General features: G+C 68.5%; 17 protein-coding genes and 1 other RNA gene. 14 read left to right on the top strand and 4 right to left on the bottom strand.

Annotation, left to right across the window (positions count from 1 at the left end):
• Positions 1–52 precede the first annotated feature (52 nt).
• Complete coding sequence (locus CSC66_RS10675) at positions 53–730, top strand: YiaD family glycine zipper/OmpA-like lipoprotein (protein ID WP_202935634.1); 678 nt, start codon at positions 53–55, stop codon at positions 728–730.
• A 131-nt stretch (positions 731–861) separates the two neighbouring features.
• Here the strand turns inward: CSC66_RS10675 and CSC66_RS10670 are convergent, their stop codons facing one another.
• On the bottom strand, positions 862–1,905 hold the full coding sequence (locus CSC66_RS10670; protein WP_162377381.1) for a LysR family transcriptional regulator: 1,044 nt from the start codon (positions 1,903–1,905) through the stop codon (positions 862–864).
• 124 nt (positions 1,906–2,029) lie between these two features.
• On the opposite strand from CSC66_RS10670, the gene CSC66_RS10665 reads away from it, so the two are divergent.
• The 7 genes from CSC66_RS10665 (at position 2,030) to CSC66_RS10635 (ending at position 10,370) form a co-directional block, all read left to right on the top strand.
• Positions 2,030–2,257: a hypothetical protein gene (locus CSC66_RS10665; RefSeq protein ID WP_162377368.1), complete on the top strand. Its 228-nt coding sequence runs from the start codon at positions 2,030–2,032 to the stop codon at positions 2,255–2,257.
• Positions 2,258–2,262: 5 nt separating this feature from the next.
• A complete protein-coding gene (locus tag CSC66_RS10660; RefSeq protein ID WP_202935636.1) occupies positions 2,263–3,045 on the top strand; it encodes an SDR family NAD(P)-dependent oxidoreductase in 783 nt (260 codons plus the stop codon).
• 38 nt (positions 3,046–3,083) lie between these two features.
• Positions 3,084–4,274: an efflux RND transporter periplasmic adaptor subunit gene (locus CSC66_RS10655; RefSeq protein WP_202935633.1), complete on the top strand. Its 1,191-nt coding sequence runs from the start codon at positions 3,084–3,086 to the stop codon at positions 4,272–4,274.
• Between the two features lie 109 nt (positions 4,275–4,383).
• Positions 4,384–7,569 (top strand): efflux RND transporter permease subunit, encoded by a 3,186-nt coding sequence (locus CSC66_RS10650; protein WP_162377378.1) that lies wholly within the window; start codon positions 4,384–4,386, stop codon positions 7,567–7,569.
• Between the two features lie 60 nt (positions 7,570–7,629).
• On the top strand, positions 7,630–8,379 hold the full coding sequence (locus CSC66_RS10645) for an SDR family oxidoreductase (RefSeq protein WP_162377377.1): 750 nt from the start codon (positions 7,630–7,632) through the stop codon (positions 8,377–8,379).
• Positions 8,373–9,791 (top strand): efflux transporter outer membrane subunit, encoded by a 1,419-nt coding sequence (locus tag CSC66_RS10640; RefSeq protein ID WP_162377376.1) that lies wholly within the window; start codon positions 8,373–8,375, stop codon positions 9,789–9,791. The genes CSC66_RS10645 and CSC66_RS10640 overlap by 7 nt, the downstream gene beginning before the upstream one ends.
• Before the next feature lie 63 nt (positions 9,792–9,854).
• The gene (locus tag CSC66_RS10635; protein WP_162377375.1) at positions 9,855–10,370 is read left to right on the top strand and encodes an MgtC/SapB family protein; all 516 of its coding nucleotides are present in this window, start codon (positions 9,855–9,857) and stop codon (positions 10,368–10,370) included.
• A 21-nt stretch (positions 10,371–10,391) separates the two neighbouring features.
• On the opposite strand, the gene CSC66_RS10630 is transcribed toward CSC66_RS10635, so the two are convergent.
• Positions 10,392–10,628 carry a hypothetical protein gene (locus CSC66_RS10630; protein WP_162377374.1) on the bottom strand — a complete coding sequence of 79 codons (237 nt, stop codon included), beginning with the start codon at positions 10,626–10,628 and terminating at the stop codon, positions 10,392–10,394.
• 258 nt (positions 10,629–10,886) lie between these two features.
• Here CSC66_RS10630 and ssrA point away from each other — a divergent pair.
• The 3 genes from ssrA (at position 10,887) to CSC66_RS10615 (ending at position 14,743) form a co-directional block, all read left to right on the top strand.
• Positions 10,887–11,241: a transfer-messenger RNA gene (ssrA, locus tag CSC66_RS10625) on the top strand.
• A gap of 260 nt (positions 11,242–11,501) precedes the next feature.
• A complete protein-coding gene (locus CSC66_RS10620; protein WP_379655886.1) occupies positions 11,502–12,902 on the top strand; it encodes a site-specific integrase in 1,401 nt (466 codons plus the stop codon).
• 1,082 nt (positions 12,903–13,984) lie between these two features.
• Positions 13,985–14,743 carry an MT-A70 family methyltransferase gene (locus tag CSC66_RS10615; protein WP_202935632.1) on the top strand — a complete coding sequence of 253 codons (759 nt, stop codon included), beginning with the start codon at positions 13,985–13,987 and terminating at the stop codon, positions 14,741–14,743.
• Here the strand turns inward: CSC66_RS10615 and CSC66_RS10610 are convergent.
• A complete protein-coding gene (locus CSC66_RS10610) occupies positions 14,634–15,302 on the bottom strand; it encodes a BglII/BstYI family type II restriction endonuclease (RefSeq protein WP_162377373.1) in 669 nt (222 codons plus the stop codon). The genes CSC66_RS10615 and CSC66_RS10610 overlap by 110 nt on opposite strands.
• Positions 15,303–15,340: 38 nt before the next feature.
• The gene (locus CSC66_RS10605) at positions 15,341–16,996 is read right to left on the bottom strand and encodes a MobA/MobL family protein (protein WP_274381864.1); all 1,656 of its coding nucleotides are present in this window, start codon (positions 16,994–16,996) and stop codon (positions 15,341–15,343) included.
• A 398-nt stretch (positions 16,997–17,394) separates the two neighbouring features.
• Here CSC66_RS10605 and CSC66_RS10600 point away from each other — a divergent pair, with 398 nt between their 5' ends.
• From CSC66_RS10600 to CSC66_RS10590, 3 genes are all read left to right on the top strand, one after another.
• Positions 17,395–17,742: a conjugal transfer protein TraD gene (locus tag CSC66_RS10600; protein WP_162377371.1), complete on the top strand. Its 348-nt coding sequence runs from the start codon at positions 17,395–17,397 to the stop codon at positions 17,740–17,742.
• A gap of 41 nt (positions 17,743–17,783) precedes the next feature.
• Complete coding sequence (locus CSC66_RS10595; RefSeq protein WP_162377370.1) at positions 17,784–17,951, top strand: hypothetical protein; 168 nt, start codon at positions 17,784–17,786, stop codon at positions 17,949–17,951.
• Positions 17,948–18,706, top strand: a 759-nt coding sequence (locus CSC66_RS10590; RefSeq protein ID WP_202935631.1) for a type 4 pilus major pilin, incomplete at its 3' end; no start/stop codon positions are given. The genes CSC66_RS10595 and CSC66_RS10590, both read left to right, overlap by 4 nt.

Genomic DNA, 18,706 nt, shown 5'->3' with positions numbered 1-18,706 from the left:
CGCCTCCAACCCGGCCGGAGCGGCCGGATCGTCCATGCACAGGAGCGCGCCCATGATCCGCAAGCAGACTTCCCTCGCCCTGGCCGCCGCCACGCTGGTCGCGCTGGCCGCCGCCGGCTGCCAGACCACCGACCCGTACACCGGGCAGCAGCAGCCCAACCGCACCGGCACCGGCGCGCTGATCGGCGCCGGCATCGGCATCGCCGCCGGCCTGCTCACCGGCGACAGCGCGGTCGAGCGTCGCCAGCACGCCATGATCGGCGCCGGCATCGGCGCCCTGAGCGGCGGTGCGATCGGCAACTACCAGGACCGCCAGCAGGCGGCATTGAACGAGAAGCTGCGCGGTACCGGCGTCGACGTGGCGCGCAAGGGCGACAACATCACCCTCAACATGCCGGGCAACGTCACCTTCGCCTTCAACAGCGCCAACATCGACCCGCAGTTCTACCCGGTGCTCAACGACGTGGCCGCGGTGCTGCGCGAGTACAACCAGACCGTGGTCGAAGTCGCCGGCCATACCGACAACATCGGCAGCGAGGAGGTCAACCAGCGCCTGTCCGAGCAGCGCGCAGGCGCGGTCGCCCAGTACCTGCAGGCGCAGGGCGTCCAGCAGGAGCGCCTGATCACCGTCGGTGGCGGCAAGCGCTATCCGATCGCCAGCAACGACACCGAGGCCGGGCGCGCGGCCAACCGCCGCGTCGAGATCACCCTGGTGCCGGTGCAGTCCTGAGCCACGGCAGAGCGCAGTGGCAGGACGGGCCGCGTGATGCGGCCCGTCCTGTCCAATCGCAGTGCTTCATCCCGATACTTCATCGCACTGTTGTAGCGTGATCCATCGCCGCGCTCCGGCGCGCGCGCGTTTCAGCCCACCACCTGCTCGAGGATGCGCTTGCCCTCGCGCTCGGCGGACTCGCTCCGCTCGGTCGGCGTTTCGTCCCCATGCTCCGCCGAGGCGCCCTTGCCGCCGGTGCACATCGCCGGGCACTGGGCCATCATGTAGTCGGCGTTGCTGCTGAGCCGTTCCACCAGGAAGTCCACGAACGCGCGCACCTTCGGCGACAGGGTGCGACCGCGCGGGAACACCGCGTTGAGGTCCACCTCCGGTCCGGTCCAGCCGGCCAGCACGCGGCGCAGCGCGCCGACCTCGACGTAGGGCTTGGCGGTGACGTCGCTGGCCAGGGTCAGGCCTTCGCCGCACAGTACCGCGCCGAGAAGCGCGGACGGATCGTTGGCCACCATCAGTGGCTGGATCGGATAGTCCACCGTGCGGCTGCCGTCGCTGAGCGGCCAGGTGATCCGCGAAGGATGATGGTGGTAGGCCTTGCGCACCGCGACGATGCGGTGGTGCTGGAGTTCGTCCGGGTGCAGCGGCTCGCCGTGGCGTTCGATGTAGCGCGGACTGGCGAAGACCTGGGTGCGGAAGCCGGCCAGGCGGCGCGCGACCATGGTCGAGTCGGCCAGCGTGCCCACCCGCAGGGCCACGTCTATCTCGTTGCCGATCAGGTCCACCGGATCGTTGCTCATGTGCATGTCCAGGCGGATGTCCGGATAGAGCTCGTGGAACTGCCCCAGCAGCGGCGAAATCCAGGCGATGCCGATCGAGTACGACACGGTGAAGCGCAGCCACCCGCGCGGACCGCCCTGCAGCTGGCCGACCGCGCTTTCCGCCTCGGCCAGTTCCTGGGCGATGCGCTGGCAGTGTTCGTAGTACACGTTGCCGGCCTCGGTCAGGCCCAGGCGGCGGGTGGTCCGGTGAAGGAGTTGCGCGCCCAGGCGCGTTTCCAGCTCCTGCACCTTGCGGCTGACCGTGGTCTTGGGCAGGCCGAGCGACTTGGCCGCGGCAATGAAGCTGCCCTGTTCGATGACTTTGACGAAGACCAGGGTGTCGTTGAGATCGTGTGCCATGGGAAAGAGTCCGGGGGAGGGGATTGGACCGACTGCGGGATGATTATTCCCTTTAATCAGGACTAATCAAGTCCGGATTGCAGGCGTAACTTGGCGGCCTGTTCACTGCAGCCGGTCCGCCCCCATGAAAATCCGCGACCTGATCGCCCGCCTGTTGCCCCCCTCCGGCCCCAGCAACGACAAGGGCTTGTCGTTCCGTTCCTTCGGGGAAAGCCGGCCGCACGGGCATTTCCGGGAGTTCACCGTGCCGCGGCGACTGCAGCGCGGCGGGGTGACGGTGTCGGCCGGCCGTGCAGGCGGAAAGCGCTGCCCAGGCGGGATTGTCCCTTGTGTGGGAGAAAATATCCCGTGAGTGGGATGCTCGCTCCCGAAGTCCTGGTCCTGGGCGCCAGCGGCAAGGTCGGCTCGGGTATCGTCGCCGCCCTTCTGGAGGCCGGCAGTCCGGTGCTGGCGGTCGGTCGCGACCGTCGCCGGCTGGAGCGGCTGGCCGAGGAGCATGCCGACGAGCCGGGGCTGGTGTTGTTGCCCGGGTCGGTCGCCAACGATCGCCAGGCCGCGCGGCTGGCCGCCCAGGTTGCCGAGCGCCCGCGGCCGCTGCGCGCGGTGGTCGACGCGGTCGGCGGTGCCCACCGCAGCGGTCGCCTGCTCGATGGGCCGGTCTCCTCGCTGCGGCGCATGCTCGACGACGACGTCCTGCCGCACCTGGCCGCCGCGCGCCACCTGTTGCCGCTGCTGGGCCGGCACGGCGACGCGCCCGGGCGCTACATCCTGATCGGCGGCCCGCAGACCGAGTGCGGCTGGTCGGGCTACGGCCAGGCCTCGGTCACCGTCGCCGCCTCGCGCATGCTGGCCAAGGTCCTGCATGAAGAAGCGCAGCCGCTGGGCGTGCGGCTGCAACTGCTGGCGATCGATTCCCCGGTGTGGACCGTCGACAACGCGGCCCATGCCTGCACCGGCTGGCCCAGCGCGCTGGCGGTGGGACGCAACGTGGTGGCGATGCTCGCCAGCCACGCCGAGCGCGGCCGCTGCGTGGTGGCGTTCTCGCCGCCGCACGCCGCGCCGCCGCACCGCCTGCTGGCCGGCGACATCGCCCCTTCGCTGGTCGCCCCGCCGCTCTCCGGCGACGGCCGCCCGGCATGACCCCCATTCCCCGAATCCTCCCCCAAGGAGCTGTTCCCATGAAGATTTCCAAGCCGTTCTCCCGTGGCCGCTGGCATGGCATCGCCGTCGGCGTGCTCGCGATGGCCGTGCTCGCCGGTTGCAGCGGGCAGGCCAACGAAGGCCATCCGCCGCCGCCGCAGGTCGGCGTGGCCACCGTCGCCGTCAAGCCGGTCCAGCAATGGGACGAGTACAGCGGCCGCATCGAGGCGGTCGAGAGCGTGGAGCTGCGGCCGCGCGTGTCCGGTTACATCGAACAGGTGAACTACCGCGAGGGCCAGGATGTGCGCAAGGGCGACGTGCTGTTCACCATCGATGCGCGGAGCTACCGCGCCGAGCTCTCCCGCGCCCAGGCCGAGTTGACACGCGCCCGCACCCGCGCCGAGCTGGCCCGCAGCGAAGCCGAGCGCGCCCGGCGCCTGAGCGAGGAGAAGGTGATCTCCACCGAGACCTGGGAGCAGCGCCGTTCGGCCGCCGAACAGGCCCGGGCCGACGTGGCGGCCGCGCAGGCGGCGGTCGAGGCGGCGCGGCTGGCGGTGGAGTGGACCCAGGTGCGCTCGCCGATCGACGGACGCGCCGGTCGCGCGCTGGTCACCGCCGGCAACCTGGTCGGCGCCGGCGACGGGGCCAGCGTGCTGACCACGGTGGTCTCGCTGGACAAGGTGCATGTCCACTTCGACGCCGACGAGCGCAGCTTCCTGCGCTATGCGCGCATGGAACGCGAGGGCGAGCGCCCCAGCGAGCGCGACGGCCAGGTGCCGGTGCAGGTGGCGCTGGCCGACGAGGACGGCTTCCCGCATGCCGGCGTGGTCGACTTCCTCGACAACCAGGTCGATCGCGGCACCGGCACCATCCGCGCCCGTGCCGTGCTCGACAACGCCGACCGCCGTTTCACGCCGGGCCTGTACGCGCGGGTGCGCGTGCTCGGCAGCAGCCGGTTCGAGGCGGCGCTGGTGGACGACAAGGCCGTGCTCACCGACCAGGACCGCAAGTACGTGTACGTGGTCGACGGCGAGGGCAAGGCCCAGCGCCGCGACGTGCAAGTCGGCCGCAAGTCGGGCGACCTGCGCATCGTCGAGCAGGGCCTTGCCGCCGGCGACAAGGTGATCGTCAGCGGGGTGCAGAAGGTGTTCTTCCCGGGCATGCCGGTGCAGGCGCGGCCGGTGGCGGCCGAGCCCGCCGCCGCCACGACCCCGGTCGCCGCCAACTGAGTCGCTGATTCCGCCGCCGGCCGCGCCGGCCCGCCACATCGACCGGCTCCGTCCGCATCCGCGGACGGGGCACGGGACGCTCTTTCCGACTTCCACAGGAAATCCACCCATGGACTTCTCCCGATTCTTCATCGACCGGCCGATCTTCGCCGCGGTGCTGTCGATCGTGATCTTCGCCGCCGGCCTGATCGCGATCCCGCTGCTGCCGGTCGGCGAATACCCCGAAGTGGTGCCGCCCTCGGTGGTGGTGCGCACCGTCTACCCGGGCGCCAACCCCAAGGTCATCGCCGAGACCGTCGCCACGCCGCTGGAGGAAGCGATCAACGGCGTCGAGGACATGATGTACCTCAAGTCCGTCGCCGGTTCCGACGGCGTGCTGCAGCTGACGGCCACGTTCAAGCCCGGGACCGACCCGGACGAGGCCGCGGTGCGCGTGCAGAACCGCGTCGCCCAGGCGCAGGCGCGCCTGCCCGAGGACGTGCGCCGGCAGGGCGTGACCACCCAGAAGCAGTCGCCGGTGTTCCTGATGGTGGTGCACCTGGTGTCCAAGGACGGGCGTTACGACTCGCTGTACTTGCGCAACTACATGCGCCTGCACGTCAAGGACGAGCTGGCGCGCATCCCCGGCGTCGGCGATGCGCAGCTGTTCGGCGGCGGCGACTACGCGATGCGGCTGTGGCTGGACCCGGACAAGGTCGCCGCGCGCGGCATGACCGCCGGCGACGTGCTGCGCGCGGTGCGCGAGCAGAACGTGCAGGTCTCGGCCGGCCAACTCGGCGCCGAGCCGATGCCCAATGGCAGCGACTTCCTGCTGCCGATCAACGCCAAGGGCCGGCTCGAGAGCGTCGAGGAATTCAACAACATCGTGCTCAAGAGCGGCGCGGACGGGCAGGTCGTGCGCCTGGCCGACGTGGCACGGGTCGAGCTGGCGGCCGGCGACTACACCCTGCGTGCGCGCCTGAACGGCATGAACGCCTCGGCCATCGGCATCTTCCAGGCGCCCGGCGCCAACGCACTGGACATCCGCGACGCGGTGACCGGGAAGATGGAGCAGATCCGCAAGACCTTGCCGCCTGGCGTGGAGATCACCTCGGTGTACGACACCACGGTCTTCGTCCGCGACTCGATCAAGTCGGTGGTCACCACGCTGCTGGAGGCCACGCTGCTGGTGGTGCTGGTGGTGATCCTGTTCCTGCAGACCTGGCGCGCCTCGATCATCCCGCTGCTGGCGGTGCCGGTGTCCGTGGTCGGCACGTTCGCGGTGCTGTACCTGCTGGGCTACTCGATCAACACGCTGACCCTGTTCGGCCTGGTGCTGGCGATCGGCATCGTCGTCGACGACGCCATCGTGGTGGTGGAGAACGTGGAACGCCACATCGAGCACGGCGCCACGCCGCTGGAAGCGGCCCACCTGGCCATGCGCGAGGTGTCCGGGCCGATCATCGCCATCGCCCTGGTGCTGTGCGCGGTATTCGTGCCGATGGCCTTCCTGACCGGTGTCACCGGCCAGTTCTACAAGCAGTTCGCGGTGACCATCGCCATCTCCACGGTGATCTCGGCGATCAACTCGCTGACCCTGTCGCCGGCGCTGGCGGCCAAGCTGCTGCGGCCGCACGACGCGCCCAAGGATGGCCTGTCGCGGCTGATCGACCGCCTGTTCGGCTGGCTGTTCCGCCCGTTCAACCGCTTCTTCAAGCGCAGCTCCGAGCGTTACGAGGGCGCGGTGTCCTGGGCGCTGGGTCGTCGCGGCGCGGTGTTCGCGGTGTACGCGGTGCTGCTGCTGGGCGCCGGGGTGATGTTCAAGGCGGTGCCGGCCGGCTTCATCCCGGTGCAGGACAAGCTGTACCTGATCGCCGGGGTGAAGATGCCCGAAGGCGCCTCGATCGAGCGCACCGACGCGGTGCTGAAGAAGATGGCGGCCATGGTCATGGAAGTGGAGGGCGTGCAGGACGAGATCGCCTTCCCGGGCCTGAACCCGCTGCAGTTCACCAACACGCCCAATAGCGGCGTGGTGTTCTTCAACCTCAAGCCGTTCGGCGAGCGCAAGAACAGCGCCGAGCAGATCACCGCCGAGCTCAACCAGCGCTTCGCCGCGATCGAGGAGGGCTTCACCTTCGCCTTCATGCCGCCGCCGATCCAGGGCCTCGGTAATGGCTCGGGCTGGTCGCTGTTCGTCGAGGACCGCACCCGGTTGGGCTATGGCGAACTGCAGGCGGCCGTGCAGGCGTTCCAGGGGGCGGCGGCGCAGACGCCGGGCCTGGGCTTCCCGATCAGCAGCTACCAGGCCAACGTGCCGCAGCTGGACGCGGAGGTCGACCGGGTCAAGGCCAAGGCGCAGGGCGTACCGCTGACCGAGCTGTTCGACACGCTGCAGACCTACCTCGGCTCGGCCTACGTCAACGACTTCAACATGTTCGGCCGCACCTGGCAGGTGATCGCCCAGGCCGACGGCCCGTTCCGCGACAACGTCGAGGACATCGCCAACCTGCGCACCCGCAATGCCAGCGGCGAGATGGTGCCGGTCGGCTCGATGGTCGACATCCGCCAGACCTACGGCCCGGATCCGGTGATCCGCTTCAACGGGTATCCGGCGGCCGACCTGCTGGGCGAGGCCGACCCGCGCGTGTTGTCCTCCGGCGAGGCGATGGCCAAGGTCGTCGAACTGGCGGAGCAGGCCCTGCCGACCGGCATGGGCATCGACTGGAGCGACCTGAGCTACCAGCAGGCGACCCAGGGCAAGGCCGCGCTGGTGGTGTTCCCGCTGGCGGTGTTGCTCGCGTTCCTGGTGCTGGCCGCGCTGTACGAGAGCTGGACCCTGCCGCTGGCGGTGATCCTGATCGTGCCGATGACGCTTCTGTCGGCGCTGCTGGGCGTGTGGCTGGCCGGCGGCGACAACAACGTGTTCGTGCAGGTCGGCCTCGTGGTGCTGATGGGACTGGCGTGCAAGAACGCGATCCTGATCGTCGAGTTCGCGCGCGAACTGGAGCTGCAGGGCAAGGGAATCGTCGAATCCGCGCTGGAGGCGTGCCGCCTGCGCCTGCGCCCGATCGTGATGACCTCGGTGGCCTTCATCGCCGGCACCGTGCCGCTGGTGCTGTCCACCGGCACCGTGCCGCTGGTGCTGTCCACCGGCGCCGGCGCCGAGGTGCGCTCGATCACCGGCATCACCGTGTTCGCCGGCATGCTCGGGGTGACCGTGTTCGGCCTGTTCCTGACCCCCGTGTTCTACGTGGCGCTGCGCAAGCTCGCCAACCGTCCCCTGGTCTCCCACGCGCCCGCCCTGGCGCACGGATGACCTATACCGCCGGGGCCGCTCCGTGCGATCCCGTGCCTCCCCCTGACGAAGGAAAACGACATGAATACCGCATCGAAGATCGCCCTGGTCACCGGCGCCACCCGCGGCATCGGCCGCGAGACCGTGCGCCAGCTGGCCGAAGCCGGCGTGCACGTGCTGTTGGCAGGGCGCGACCTGGAACGCGCCAAGGCGGCGGCCGCCGCGTTGAAGGGCGACGGACTGCCCGTGGAAGCGATCGCGCTGGACGTCACCGACCCGGCCAGCATCGCCGCCGCGGCCAAGGAGGTCGGGCAGCGCCATGGCCGGCTCGACATCCTGGTCAACAACGCCGGCATCCTGGTCGACGACGCCAGCAAAGGTGTGTCCGGCCAGTCGCTGGCCACCTGGCGCACCACGTTCGACACCAACGTGTTCGGCCTGATCGAAACCACGCAGGCGTTCCTGCCGCTGCTGCGCAAATCCGATGCGGGTCGCATCGTCAACGTCTCGAGCCTGCTCGGATCGATGGCCGAGCACCAGAACCCGGAGTCCTTCATCTACGAGTTCAAGGGCGTGCCGGCCTACAACGTGTCCAAGAGCGCGGTCAACGCGTGGACCATCCACCTGGCGCACGAGCTCAAGGACAGCGGCATCAAGGTCAACACCATCCACCCCGGCTACGTGCAGACCGACATGAACAAGGCTGGCGACCAGCAGAACGGCGAGTTGTCCGTCCCCGAGGGCGCGCGCACCAGCGTGCGGCTGGCATTGATCGGCAACGACGGCCCGACCGGCGGCTTCTTCTACTTCGACCAGGTGCTGCCATGGTGATCCGTCCGCTCGCGTTGGCCCTGGCGGCCGGCTTGCTCGCCGGTTGCGCGGTCGGTCCCGACTACCGCGCCGCGGCGCCGGCGCCGGTGCAACTGCAGCACGCGCAGGTGGAGGGCGTGTTCGCGGCCGATTCGCCGGTGGCTGGCTGGTGGCGGCAGTTCGACGATCCGGTGCTGGAGCGGCTGGTCGGCGATGCGCTCGCGGCCAATCCCGACTTGCGCATCGCCATCACCCGCGTGCGCGCGGCGCGCGCGGTGTTCGTCGAGCGGCGGCTGGATCCCTTGCCGCACGTCACCGCCGGCGCCGACCAGCTGCGCACGCGCCAGGCGGCGGGTGCCGATGGCGAGCGCGTCACCACCGAGGAGTACAGCCTGGGCTTCGACGCGGCCTGGGAGCTGGACCTGTTCGGCCGCCTGCGCCGCGGTGCCGAGGCCGCTCGCGCGGACCTGGAAGCCGAGCAGGCCAGCCTGGAGGACGTGCAGGTCAGCGTTGCCGCCGAAGTGGCGCGCAACTATTTCCTGCTGCGCGGTGTGCAGAAGCGGATTGCCGTCGCCGAGCAGACCCTGGCCAACCTGCACGACACCCTGCGCCTGACCGAAACCCGCCGCGACCTGGGCGCCGGCAGCGAGCTGGATGTCCAGAGCAGCCGTGCCCAGCTCAAGCAGATCGAGGCCGGCATCCCGTTGCTGGAAACCAGCGCGGCCCGTGCCCGGCATCGCCTGGCGGTGCTGCTGGGCCTGCAGCCGGGCGCGCTCGATCCGTTGCTGGCGCCGCGGCCGACCCCGGCCTACGTCAAGGCGTTGCCGCTGGGCGACACGCGCGAGCTGCTGCGCCAGCGCGCCGACGTACGCATGGCCGAGCGGCACCTGGCCGCGGCGACGGCGCGCGTGGGCGTGGCGACCGCCGACCTGTTCCCGCGGATCAGCATCGGTGGCTTCGCCGGCTTCGTCTCCGGCGATTTCAGCGGCCTGGTGGCCGGCGGCAACCAGGCCTGGTCGCTGGCGCCGTCGATCCGCTGGGCGGCGTTCGACTTCGGCAGCGTGCGCGCGCGTCTGCGTGCGGCCGAGGCGGGCGCCGACGGGGCTGCGGTGGCCTACGAGAAGGCCGTGCTGGCCGCGCTGGAGGACACCGAGAACTCGCTGGTGGATTACGCGAGGCACCAGGAGCGCTTGCGGATCGTGGCCGACCAGGCCGCGGCCGCGCGGCGGGCCGAGCAACTGGCCGAGGCCGGCTACCGCGAGGGCGCGGCCGACTTCCTGCTGCTGCTGGATGCCCAGCGCACCCAGCTGGCGGCCGACGACGCGCTCGCCGATGCCGAGGCGGCGGTGAACATCGCCGCGGTGGGCGTCTACAAGGCACTGGGAGGGGCAGGCACGGCGGGCGAGGGTGGCCTGGCGTCGCTGGCCCGCTAGGCCGCGGCGCCGACATGGCCTTCACGGTGCACTGCGGATCGTGGCGCCGTTCAAGGAGCCACGATGGACTGGATCGAAGAATTGCGGGTGTTGCCAGGCATCCTCTACGCCATGGCGCTGGGAGGCGCGATCGGATTCGAGCGCGAGCTGAAGGACAGGCCGGCCGGCTTCCGCACGCACATGCTGGTGGCCGGCACCGCGGCGCTGCTGCTCGGCCTGAGCCGGATGATCCTGGAGGATGCGCACTACGCCGGTACCGGCCTGCAGATCGATCCGCTGCGCCTGGTGGAGGCGGTGATCGCCGGCATTTCCTTCATCGGCGCCGGCACCATCTTCGCCAGCCGCGGCGGTCGGGGCGTGGAGGGCATCACCACCGCCGCGTCATTGCTGATGGTGGCCGCCATCGGGATCACCGTCGGCTTCGGCTATCACGTCCTGGCGCTTGCGATCACGCTGCTGGCGCTGGCGGTGCTCACCGTGCTGCGATGGCTGGAGCGTCGCGCGATCGGGCCGGTGCGCGGGCCCGATCCGGACCAGCCGCGTCGCGCCGACCCGCGCGACGGCGACCGGAAAGTGTAACCACCGTCCCTCCGCGGCTGCTCAGACGCGGTCGTCCAGGCCTTCCACACCGGCATGCCGGGCGCAGCTGGCGCAACAGAAGAAGCGACCGTCGTGCTCGGCGCCGTGGCCGATGATCCGGCAGCGGCAGTGCTCGCAACGCGGCGCCGCGGCATGGATGGCGCATTCGAACGAGTCGTAGGTGCCGCGCGTGCCATCGGCCTGGATGAGCTGGAAGGCCTTGTCGTAGTCGTTTCCGCAGACATCGCAACGGGCCATGGTGGACTCCTTCGCTGGTCGGGAGGTTCGATTCCAGCGCACCTGGCGTGAACGCAAGGCGAGGCGACCGTCGTGCGCGCCGGCCTGGGCGCCCGGCCCCCGGCCGCGCATCGACGGGGCGGGAGCGGCTCGGGGGGCGGCGAGTCCGGAGAGGCGGCGGATGAACGCAGGCAAGCGAGCGGCGGCGTGCGCCTTGAAGCGACCGCACCGCGTCCCTACACTGGACCTCGTCTGGCGATGACTTCGCCCGCAGCTTCCGGGGGTGTCCTGGTTTCGACGGGGGTTGCGAAATCGACCGGCGCATGCCGAGGGGGCAGCTTTCCTCGTTAATCCAGCGGCAAACTCATAGTTGCCAACGACGACAACTACGCTCTCGCCGCTTAAGGCGTAGCCCCGAACCCACTTGTGCCTGTGCTCGTGGATGTAGGGTCATTATCACGGGATGCTCCGGTGGTGGTTACCTGTCAGCCACCGGTCAAGACTCAACAGGCGTGTCCCGAGGTGCGCTTAGCACGCCGTGCTGCCAAGGGACGAGAACCAACGGTGAGCTAAGCATGTAGTGCCGGAGATGGAGTACCTTCGGACGGCGGTTCGACTCCGCCCACCTCCACCACTCTCATTTGCAAAACTAACGTAAGTGGTTTGTTTTTGCAAGGTTTTTTGGTGCATTGCGAGCCTCAAACGATGCCTTCTTCAGGTATCGTTTGAGGTATCGTTTTGCCCAAACCCCTCTTCTTGCGGCGTCCCAGCGGGCTCTACGCCCGCTTTTTGGTGCCTGTGGACTTGCGCGTCCAGGTCGGCTCCCGGTTCTTGATCCGCTCACTGCCGGGCTTGCGAGGCGACGCCGCGCGGCTGGTGGCTGCCCGGCTGGGGCTGGCACTATCGGAAGCCTTCGACTTGCTGCGCAGGGGGCGCACATTGGACATCTACGAGACGTTGAAGGCGGCGCAATCGACCGCCATCCGGGAGCTGACCTTTGAGCGCGAGCGCTTGACGGATGGCACGGTCCGAGAGCGCTGGCAGGTGGACAACGACGACGATGCGCGTCGGCTCAAGGCCATCATTCAAAGCGAAAGCCCTCGAATCGAAGACATTGGGGCGTTCCCACCGCACCTGCTGGCCGAAGCCAATGCCCCGCGGCTGTCCGAGCGCATCGAAACGTTCCTGGGCGACATGCGCTTAGCCGAGCGCAGCCAGACCAACCTGGACGACACGATTTACACCCTCCACCTGTTCTTGGAGTTGACCGGGGACAAGCCGCTCCACCGGCTCACGACCGACGACGTGCGGGCGTTTCTGAGGGCCATGGAGGTCTACCCCAGCAACGCCAGCAAGAAGAAGGTGTTTCGGGGGCTGACCCCCAAAGAGATCCTGGCCAAGGCCCAGCGCGAGGACCACCCGCGCTTGAGCATGCGCACCAAGGACAAGCACAAGGACCGGTTGGCCGCCTTCCTCAACGCCCAGGTGGCCGAGGACTTGCTGACCAAGTCGCCGCACAAGGCCATCCTCAACCGCGACAAGTCCAAGACCGACGCGCCCAGCCGAGAGCCGTTCTCCCCGGAGGAACTGGCGGCGCTATTCGACTCGGAAGCGTTTCCGAAGTGGGCGGCGAAGTATCCGCATCGCTGGTGGGGCACCATCCTGGGCGTGGCCACCGGGGCGCGCCTCAACGAACTCGCCCAGCTCTACGTGGACGACGTGCGCCTGGAGGCCGGGCATTTCGGGATCCACATCCGTGCCAGTCGCGAAGGCCAGCGGCTCAAGAACGCGCACTCGTCGCGGTTCGTGCCCCTGCCGTCGTCCGTGCTCGGTGCCGGGTTCATGACGTTCGTGGAAGACCTCAGGCGCGCCGGATGCGAGCGCTTGTTCCCGCACCTGCCGTTTTCGCAAGCCAACGGCTTCGGCGACGCCATGGGCGACCAATTCCGCGCCTTCGCCATCAAGCAGGGGCTGACCGGGCGCCTGAAGTCGTTCCACTGCTTTCGGCACAACGTGACCAATGGCCTCATCAACGAACACGGCGTGGCCATCCACACCACGCAGGAAATCACGGGCCACGATTTGAGCCTGCCCTCGGGCCTCAAGCACTACGTCAACCCCGGCACCATCCCCAACCGCGTGATGGCCTTGGAGGCCTACGGCCCGCCTGTCCCACTGCCGACCTACAAGGCGGGTCAGTTCGATGCGTCGTTCAAGCAGCTCAAGCACATGGACAAGCGTCGGCAGCGGGCGACGAAAAAGCGGCAGGTCTCGCGAAGCAAAGCGTCGGATTAGGGCCGCCGGGCCTTTGCGGTGCCGGGAGGCACCGCCACGGGCCGAACCCTCCCGGAGGGAAGCGAGCGAGAGCGAGCTAGGCGGACGGCAACGCCGGCCGCGCTTTGGCTCTTGCTCTGGACCGGTTTTGCGGGACGCGGGCACGCGGGAAAGCCTGGGGCTTGGATGAATCCCAGCCCCAGCTTTCCCAGTGGCGAGGTCCGCGCACATGTCCCGACTTGTCGCCCGGCCGCTTTCCTTCCGGGCGGCCCTGAACCGAGCGGGGGGCGCCACGGCGCGCCCCCCGAGCCCCCCGCCGCCGAGTGCGTCCCGCCTGTCGGCGGGCCCGCCCTCGGCCTTCCTGCTCACCGTTACGCTTTTCCCTGTTAGGAAAAACCGGACCGGTTTTCCGGGACGCGGGCACACGGGCCCCACCCTCGGCTGGGTATCGGAGTGAGATGGGCGGCTCGCGCTTGAAGTGCCTTGCGGCTGCGAGTGTGCCGGCGGGGAACGACCCCGTGACGGCCTAGCGTGCTTCACAGCGTCGCCGCTGCTGCCCCTTGTGCACGCCGCCCACGGTCTGTTGTGAGCGTCTCTCTAAGGCTGCGGCCAGGCCAGCGTTCACGCACGGCTCCCCGTGCGTCCGGATTGCGGGGGTGTCCTACACAGTTAAGCCCCCAGTCCCCAGTTGCCGCGCGCTTGCCCGTCCAAGGGGCTGACCGTGAGAACCGTTTACCGGGGATGAGCCGGGCCCGCCTAGCACAGTCGCGCAGGCCGTCCGGGTGGGCAGCGAAACAGAGGACGAGGAAAGGGGGGTTGCGATCGGGCCCTGGCTTGGTAGGCTGACCTCATGGGGCCGCCGCCTGGGCTCGGTAGCTGATTCCTACCTTAGCTCGCCTCTGGGTTTCGCTCACCCAGGGGCCTTCCCTTCAAAGTAGCGCGCCCCGGTCATCCGTCAAGATGGCCGGGGCGTTCTCTTTCCAGTCGCAGCCGTTGCGAGCGCGCCCTCCTAGTCTTTAGTCATGACGCGCTCATTGCCCTTGCCTTTGGCACTCCAGCCAGCGACCATTGAGGATCTTTTTGCTCCCTCAATGCCCCCACCAGTGTCCAAGAAAAACCTAGCCCAGCAGGCGGCCCAAGAACTCAAGGCCTTGGCTCCGTCTAAGGGCTTCAAGACCGTGATGGCGGATCCGCCGTGGCGTTTTCAGAACCGCACGGGGAAAATGGCGCCGGAACACAAGCGCTTGAGCCGCTACGGCACCATGGACTTGCCGGAAATCATGGCCCTGCCGGTGTCCGAAATCGTGGCCGACACCGCGCACCTGTATCTGTGGGTGCCCAACGCGCTGCTCCCAGAAGGCCTAGAGGTGATGAAGGCGTGGGGGTTCTCCTACAAGTCCAACATCGTGTGGCACAAGATCCGAAAGGACGGGGGGCCAGACGGCCGGGGGGTGGGCTTCTACTTCCGCAACGTCACCGAACTGCTGTTGTTCGGGGTGCGGGGCAAGAACGCGCGCACGCTGGACCCGGGCCGCACGCAGGTGAACTTCCTAGCAACGCAGAAGCGCGAGCACTCCCGCAAGCCCGATGAGCAATACCCGCTGATTGAGGCGTGTAGCCCTGGCCCATTCCTGGAGATGTTCGCGCGTGGCCCGCGCAAGGGCTGGAGCGTGTGGGGCAACCAGTCGGACGACTACGCGCCGACCTGGAACACCTACGCCAATCACTCGCAGGCAGACCGGAGCCCGTCGGTTAGTCCGCGCGCTGCGGCTCCAAAAGGGGAGCCGGTGCGGGCTTCTTCTTCGCCTTCGCTTTCTTCGGCACAGCGGGCGGCTCGGCGTCGGTCAAAAGGGACTTCTTGATACCGATGACCAGCAGGGGGCAGCCGCCCCCGCTGCCACCCTCCACGCGCGGCAGCAGCTTGCCCATGTGGGTGGTGCTGTTCCCGTAAGAAGAGCCGCGACCCATCGCGTCGAACACCTCTTGCAGCTCGTCGGCCCGGGTGAAGATAACCCCGACACTGACCACGCCCAAGTCAAACAACAGGCGAAAGTTGTTGAGGTCACGGTCGTAGAACGGATCCTTGTTGTTCCATTCGACCTCAAGCGCTACCCGATTTCGGAAGCAATCCACTTTGTGGGTTGGGCTGTCCCTGGTGATCTCATCAACCTTGATCTGCGTGTTGAACTTCGTCTCTACCCATCCCCGCTCGCCCAACGTGTGGTCAACCCATGCGGCGAGGTTAGAGCGGTTGCCACCGCCCACCTCAATCCAGCCCTTATAGAGCCTGAAGTCCTCCAGCATTCGCAGGATATCGGCCCACTCGTCTGGGAAGTCCGACTTGAGGATGGCGACAGCGTGCCGCCATTCGTGGAGCTCGTAGTTCGCGCGGATGAAGTCGCTAAAGTCGGTCTCGGCCATGGCCGGATCCTATTCAGCGCCGCCGCCCTTGCATACCCCTAGCGCATGCGCGGCCTTTGTCGTTCCTGGAGGGACGTCCGCCCAGGTGTCGGCTCCACGCCCGGGGCCAACGTGGGCGCGGGCTCGGGTTGCTGCGGGGGTTTCGCGTCGAAGCGGGGCACGGGCATGCCAAAGGCCTGGGCGAACTGGGCCCGCGCCTTTTCGGCAACGGCTTCTGCTTGCTGACGCTGCCGGCTGGCGGCATCGCGATCCGCCTTGGCCTGGGCCTCGGCAACCTTCGCCCGCTTCACGGTTTCAGCGGCGTCCAAGGCCTGGCGGTCGTGCGCCGTGGGATGGCCCAGGGCTCTGCGCATTCGGCTGAAGGGGTCATCTGCCGGCGGCCCGTAGTGCCCCCGGTCGGCACGGGCACGGCGAACCGCTTCCCGCGCTTGCTTTCGCTCCTCGACCGTTCGGCGCCACGCCTCGCGGGCCTGGCGTGCTGCGTCGTGGGTTTCCAACAGGGTGCGCGCGGTGGCCCGCTGCCATGGGGTTGCTTCTGGCAGCTGGAGGGCTCGCCTGGCGCGGGCCAGCATTTCGGCAATCAGTTCTTCGAGTTGCTTCTGGGCTTCTTGCATAACCACGTTCTCCACCTGGACCCGGTCTTTACTGCGTGCTACTCGCTCGACGGCAGCCGATACCTTTCCCCGCTGACCAGCGGCGCCAGCCGCCTGCCGGGGCACGGAGGCCCCGGCCTTGTGCGGCTTCTTCGCACGCGCCTGGACGGCGGCCTTTGGCGTGGGGCTGTTAGGGGTGGCCTGGGCCATGGCGGCAGTTCGCAGCCGCTGGGCGCCCTCCTTGCGTCGCTCCAACAAGGCGCGCGCGTGTAGGGCTTGCTCGTCCACCAGCTGCAAGCGGCCGTCGGCGGCCGCCTTGGCCTTGAGGTCTTCAAATCTGCGGGTGTGCTGGTTGAAGCGGCGCTCACTGGCCGTTCTTGCTCGGTCGTTGCGCTTTGCCCTGGGCAGGCGTTCGCCCCGGCGGCGGGCCTGGGTGACGGCCTTGCCCTCGTGTTTAGTCGGCACGCGGTCCAATTGGGCGACCGCGCCGAAATCGCCGCGTTGGGCTGCCTCGGCTTTCTGGTCCACAAGGCGCCGGTGGTCCACGCGCGAGGCAACGCCAGCGGCGGTTAGGGCGGCATTGATACGCGCGCCGATGGCGGCCCGTAGGTCTTTCAGTTCCTGCGCCCCTGCCTTGAATTCGTCCAGGACTTTCGCCGCACTGTTGCCGAAGCCATCCGGGCCCACCTGGCGCGGGGTGATGAGTATGTGCGCGTGAAAGTTGCGGTTGTCTCCGCCTTTGTCGGGTGCGTGGAGCGCGACCTGGGCGGCAACGCCGTAGCGTTCGACCAGCAATTGCCCCAGGTCTTTAGCCAGGCCGCGCCGCTGCTCGGGGTCCAGTTCGTGCGGCAAGGCCACCAGCACCTCACGCGCAACGCGCGCGTTCTTCCGCGTCTCGTGGCCTTCGACCTTGGCCCAAAGCTGCCGCGGATCCGTGGCCCACGCGGGCGCGCCATCGGGTGCCAGCATGTCCACCGACAGAACACCGCCTTTCTTGCTGTAGTCGTGGCGCGCGCCGCTGGGGTCGTCCAAGCACAGGCCAGCGCGGTAAGCAGCGGCAGCGGTCGCGCTGTCGCCCTTCCCACGGCTAAGACTTTTCACCTGGACCGAGTAAATCGCCACTACCTGAAAACCCCAACAACGACGGAAGCGCAGCCCCCTCTGGGGGCGAGCATTGGGGGGCAGGCGTGCGAAGCGCGCCGGGGTGTCGGGGGCGTAGCCCCTGACCGCACGGTTTCGCGAAGCGAAACCATAAGTGCGCTATTGCTGTTCTCTTCGGGCGCTTCGCACCCTCATCAAACCGCGCTAGAACCGGGGCGCTCGCTGTCGCTCGCCGGCCCCCGTTTTCAGGTTCCCATGCACGTAAAAGCTGTCAACTTTTTAGCCAAAACAAGAGCGGCGCTCGCTATCCGCTCGCGCCATCGATTGGGGCGTTGCCCCCTTGCGCTCCGCGCGATTTCTGGTTGCATGGTTTATCAAGGGCTGTTTGCAGGCGTGTCGTGGCAGATGTTGAAAAGAGAAAGCTAAAACTTGATCGGATGATCGAAGCGGTGGCGAAAGAGCAAGCAAAACTGCTCTTGGCCGAACGCGAAGAACAGCGGAAGCGCCGCCGCGCTGAGCTGAAGCAACGCGAGGAAGCCCGGCGCGCAGACGCGCACCGCAAGATTGAATTGGGCGGCCTCGTCATTGCCGCCGCCGCGGACGAGTGGGACCCGGCGGAAATCGTGGGCGCGCTGCTGGCTGTTGCCGAACAACTCACGCCCGAGCAGCGACGCGACCGGCTGCGCAAGAAGGGCCTGGACCATCTCGAAGCGCGCGACGCCGCCCGCAAGGCGGCGAAGCGATGAGGCGCGTTCCGCCACAAGCGTCTGGCTTCCGCCGCGCGGTGGTGGACGAAGCCCTGGGCGAGGACGGCGCGTTGGTCTACGTCGTGCGCCTGCTCAAGCCGGACCGCTCCCTGACCGTCACGCGCACCCATGCGACCTATGAGGCCGCCGCCAAAGAAGTCTTCGACTGGATGGACTGGTCGGACCGCATTCCCCCGAGGGTCCCATGAAGAAGAACCACAAGCAGCGCCCACACGGCTGGGGCCTCGTCGAAACGATGTTGACCCTGGGCGCGTTGTCCGCGCTCTCCCTGGGGATTTACATGGTCCTGGCACCGGCCTCGGCCAATGCCAAGGCCAAGCGCGAGCAAGACAACTTGCGCGACCTGTCCACTGCCGTGGACCGCTCTTTTGGGCTGCTGGGCAGCTTCCAGGGCGTGAGCGCGTCGCGGGTGTTGGAGGACGGCTTGGCGCCCCCGCGCATGGTGGAAGGTTCGGCCCTGCGCACTGCGTGGGGCACGTCGGTCACCATCGCGCCGCACACGGTCAACGCCCCGGCGGACGGGTTCGTGGTGGTGTATCCGTTCGCTCCCGCCGACGTGTGCCCGCGCCTGGCCGCCGCCGTTGCGCGCGACGCCTACGACATTCGGGTGGAGGGGGTGAGCGTCTACGACGGTGGGCAGCTCAACCCGAGCGCAGCGGCAGCCGCCTGCGGTCAGGCGGACACCGCAACGATGGAATTCGTTTACCACTCCGGCTTGGTGGCTGGCACCGCCGTGGCCTCCCTGCCCCTTCAACTTCCGCCAGCGCCCCCCGGCGTTTCGCCACCAAGCTCGCCGCCGCTTGGCGGGCCGGTTGGACCTGCTGGGCCCGTCGGCCCAGCAGGTCCAATTGCGCCCGTGGGTCTGGCTCCGCCATCGGCCCCGCCGCCTTCGTCGGTCGCGCCCCCGTCCACCACGCCGGTCTCGCCGATCACCCCTTCCACC

Origin of the sequence: Pseudoxanthomonas kaohsiungensis, from assembly GCF_010211765.1 — a bacterium.
Taxonomy (GTDB): domain Bacteria; phylum Pseudomonadota; class Gammaproteobacteria; order Xanthomonadales; family Xanthomonadaceae; genus Pseudoxanthomonas; species Pseudoxanthomonas kaohsiungensis.
The sequence above is the reverse complement of the archived record's forward strand: the minus strand, read 5'-3'. Positions and strand labels throughout refer to the sequence as shown.